Genomic DNA, 3,660 nt, shown 5'->3' with positions numbered 1-3,660 from the left:
ATGCCGACCGTCGGCACATGGGGTCAGATCCGTTCTCCACAGGAAAACGGATCTGACCCCGGAAACAAAAAAATCCCCGGTCGACCCGCATCGACCGGGGATCTGGATCGCCACATTGCCACGCCTTGGAGAGGCAGTTCCACCCTAGCGCATCGCGTGGCCGGCGGTGATCGCCTGTGGCGATGACGACCAAGCGCGTGGCTATCAGGCGGCGGCCAGGGCCTGCTCCAGGTCGGCGCGCAGGTCGCCGATGTGTTCGATGCCGATCGACAGCCGCACGGTGTCCTCGCTGACGCCGGCCTTGGCCAGCTCCGCGGCATCCAGCTGGCGATGGGTGGTCGAGGCCGGATGGGTGGCCAGTGACTTCGCATCACCCAGGTTGACCAGGCGGGTGAACAGCTTCAGGGCATCGAGGAAGCGCGCGCCGGCTTCACGGCCGCCGGGCAGGCCGAAGGTCAGTACGCCCGAGCCGTGCCCACCCAGATAGCGCTGCGCGGCGGCATGCTCGGGATCGTCGGCCAATCCCGCGTAGCGCACCCAGGCGACCTTGTCGTGCGCCTTCAGGAACTGCGCGACGGCCAGTGCATTGGCGTTGATGCGCTCCATGCGCAGGGCCAGGGTCTCAATGCCCTGCAGGATCAGGAACGCATTGAACGGCGACAACGCGGCACCGGTATTGCGCAGCGGGACCACCCGCGCGCGGCCGATGTAGGCCGCCGGCCCCAGTGCTTCGGTATAGACCACGCCGTGGTAACTGGGGTCGGGTTGGTTGAGGCGGGCGAAACGCTTCGGCTGCGCCGCCCAGTCGAAGCGGCCGGAGTCGATGATGGCACCGCCGAGGCTGTTGCCGTGGCCACCCAGGTACTTGGTCAGCGAGTGCACGACGATGTCGGCACCGTGCTCGAACGGGCGCAGCAGGAACGGCGTGGCCACGGTGTTGTCGACGATCAGCGGCACACCCGCGGCATGCGCGACCTCGGCAATGGCGGCGATGTCGGTGACGTTGCCGCGCGGGTTGCCGATCGATTCGACGAACACCGCCTTGGTGCGCTCGTCGATCAGCGCGGCGAACGCAGAAGGATCGGCCGGGTCGGCGAAGCGCGCCTGGATGGCATACTGCGGCAGCGTGTGTGCCAGCAGGTTGAGGCTGCCGCCATACAGCGCGCTGGAGGCGACGATGTTGTCACCGGCCTCGGCGATGGTCTGGAGGGCATAGGTGATCGCGGCCTGCCCCGAGGCCAGCGCCAGCGCACCGATGCCACCTTCCAGTGCGGCCAGGCGTTGCTCCAGCACGTCGGTGGTAGGGTTCATGATGCGGGTGTAGATATTGCCGGGCACCTTCAGGTCGAACAGATCGGCGCCGTGCTGGGTGTCATCGAAGGCATACGCCACGGTCTGGTAGATCGGCACCGCCACCGCGCGGGTGGTCGGGTCGGGACGGTAGCCGCCGTGCACGGCCAGGGTTTCCAGTTGCCACTGCGGTTCGCTCATTGCACCAGGCTCCATCCGGGGAAACCGCCACCATAGGCCAGCCCGCGCCCGCCACTGAAAGCCACTGGCGATGACGCCCGTACCGGCGGTTATCAGGTTGGCCGCGATTCAGGCAGTCGTCATGGGGCGCTGCTAGGCTGCGCCGCCGGGCGCTGCTGCCCGGGCACGGAGGCCCCACCCATGCAGCCATCGCCCTGGCATCCCACCACCAGCAGTTCGCCTACGTCGGTCATGCTGGTAGAGGACGACCGTCGCCTGGCCGAACTGGTGAGCGACTACCTCCACCAGCATGGCTTCGCTGTGCAGCACATCGCACGCGGCGACCTGGCCGGCGCCGCCTGCCGCCAGCACGCGCCGGAGCTGGTGGTGCTGGACCTGATGCTGCCCGGCCTGGGCGGCATCGACGTGTGCCGCCAGATCCGCAGCTTCTCCGATGTGCCGATCCTGATGCTGACCGCCTGCGAGGACGACATCGAACAGGTGCTGGGCCTGGAATCGGGCGCCGACGACTATGTGCACAAGCCCATCGAACCACGCCTGCTTCTGGCCCGCCTGCGCGCCCTGCTGCGCCGCCGCCACGGCAGCAGCAACACCGGCACGCCCAGCCGGCTGATGCACGGTGAACTGCTGATCGACCGCATGCAGCGTGAGGTACACCTGCACGGTGCCACGGTGGACGTGGGCACCACCGAATTCGAGATCCTGTGGCTGCTGGCCAGCCAGCCGGGGCAGATCCTGTCCCGTGACCAGATCCTGCAGGCGGTGCGCGGTATCGGCTTCGACGGCCTGGACCGCAGCGTTGACGTCTGCATCGGCAAGCTGCGTCGCAAGCTCGGCGACGATGCGCGCGAGCCGCGGCGGATCAAGACCGTGTGGGGCCGCGGCTACCAGTTCAATCCGTCGGCCTGGACGGCATGAAGCGGCTGTTCCTGTGGCTGTGGTTCATCACCGGCGCCTGTTTCCTGGCCTCGGTGTTCTTTCTCAACCGGGTGCTCGACAGCATCTATACGCCCGTGCAGGATCGCGTTTTCGTCCAGCAGGTGCGCGGGCAGGTGTACGCCCTGCGCAGCGGCCTGGCCGGCCTGGACGGTAGCCAGCAGCGTGAGCGCCTGCAGCAGTGGCAACCGCACTATGGCATCGCATTGACCCTGCTCGACACGCCTCCCGCGCTGGCCCCGCAGGAACAGGCAGCCTTGCAGGCCGATGGCTTCATCGTGCGCGATCAGTACCAGCAGGTCCTGCTGCCCATCGAAGGCATCGATGGTCGCTGGTTGCACCTGCGCGTGCCTGGCGCGGTGCAGATGACCACGTACATGACCATCGCGGCCTACCTCAGCATCCTGCTGCTGGTCGGCGCCAGCCTGTACGCCTGGGTACGCCTGCTCTGGCGCGATCTGGACGCCCTGCGCGTGCATGCCGACCGCATCGGCGCCGGCGATCTGCAGGCACGCGCGCAGGTCTCGCCACGCTCGCAGATCCGGGTCATCGTCGACCATTCCAACCGCATGGCCGCGCGCGTGGCCGAACTGGTACAGCGCCAGCGCGACCTGACCCATGCGATCTCGCACGAGCTGCGTACGCCGATCGCGCGCGTGGCCTTCGGCCTGGACCTGATGCAGGACAGCGATGACCGCGAGCGCCGCGAACGACTGGCGCAGGGCCTGCATGGCGACCTGGCCGAGCTCAACCGGCTGGTCAGCGAACTGCTGGCCTACGAACGGCTGGAGCATCCCAGCGAGGGCGAACCGATGCAGCGGATCGAAGCCAACGACTGGCTGCAGGCCTGCCTGGCCGATGCCCGCCGCGATGCCGAACGTGCCGGCCTGGTGCTGCGCGTGCAGCCCAGCGCCCTGCCTCGGCTGGACGCGGAACCGCGCCTGCTGCAGCTGGCGCTGAGCAATCTGGTCGGCAATGCCCTGCGCCACGCGCGCTCGCAGGTGGACGTGTCGCTGGTGAGTGTGGGCGGGCGCGCCTGCCTGCGCGTGGACGACGACGGCCCCGGCATCGCCGAGGCTGACCGCGAAAAGGTGGTCCGCCCGTTCACCCGCCTGGATGACAGCCGCAGCCGCGACACCGGCGGCTTCGGCCTGGGCCTGGCGATCGTCGGCCGCATTGCCGCACGCCACCACGGCGAACTGCGCATCGGTCGCGCCGCCCTCGGCGGCGCAC

General features: G+C 68.6%; 3 protein-coding genes. 2 read left to right on the top strand and 1 reads right to left on the bottom strand.

Annotated features, from left to right (window positions below; all coding sequences use genetic code 11):
• Positions 1-204: 204 nt before the first annotated feature.
• Complete coding sequence (locus ABGA94_RS04320) at positions 205-1,491, bottom strand: O-acetylhomoserine aminocarboxypropyltransferase/cysteine synthase family protein (RefSeq protein ID WP_053500794.1); 1,287 nt, start codon at positions 1,489-1,491, stop codon at positions 205-207.
• 180 nt (positions 1,492-1,671) lie between these two features.
• Here ABGA94_RS04320 and ABGA94_RS04315 point away from each other — a divergent pair, with 180 nt between their 5' ends.
• Both ABGA94_RS04315 and ABGA94_RS04310 read left to right on the top strand, forming a co-directional pair.
• The gene (locus tag ABGA94_RS04315; protein ID WP_005418539.1) at positions 1,672-2,409 is read left to right on the top strand and encodes a response regulator transcription factor; all 738 of its coding nucleotides are present in this window, start codon (positions 1,672-1,674) and stop codon (positions 2,407-2,409) included.
• Positions 2,406-3,660, top strand: a 1,255-nt coding sequence (locus ABGA94_RS04310) for an ATP-binding protein (protein ID WP_375366490.1), incomplete at its 3' end; no start/stop codon positions are given. The genes ABGA94_RS04315 and ABGA94_RS04310, both read left to right, overlap by 4 nt.

Origin of the sequence: Stenotrophomonas sp. 3diitr2024, from assembly GCF_042136455.1 — a bacterium.
Lineage (GTDB): Bacteria > Pseudomonadota > Gammaproteobacteria > Xanthomonadales > Xanthomonadaceae > Stenotrophomonas > Stenotrophomonas sepilia.
This window is presented reverse-complemented; position numbering and strand designations above follow the sequence as displayed.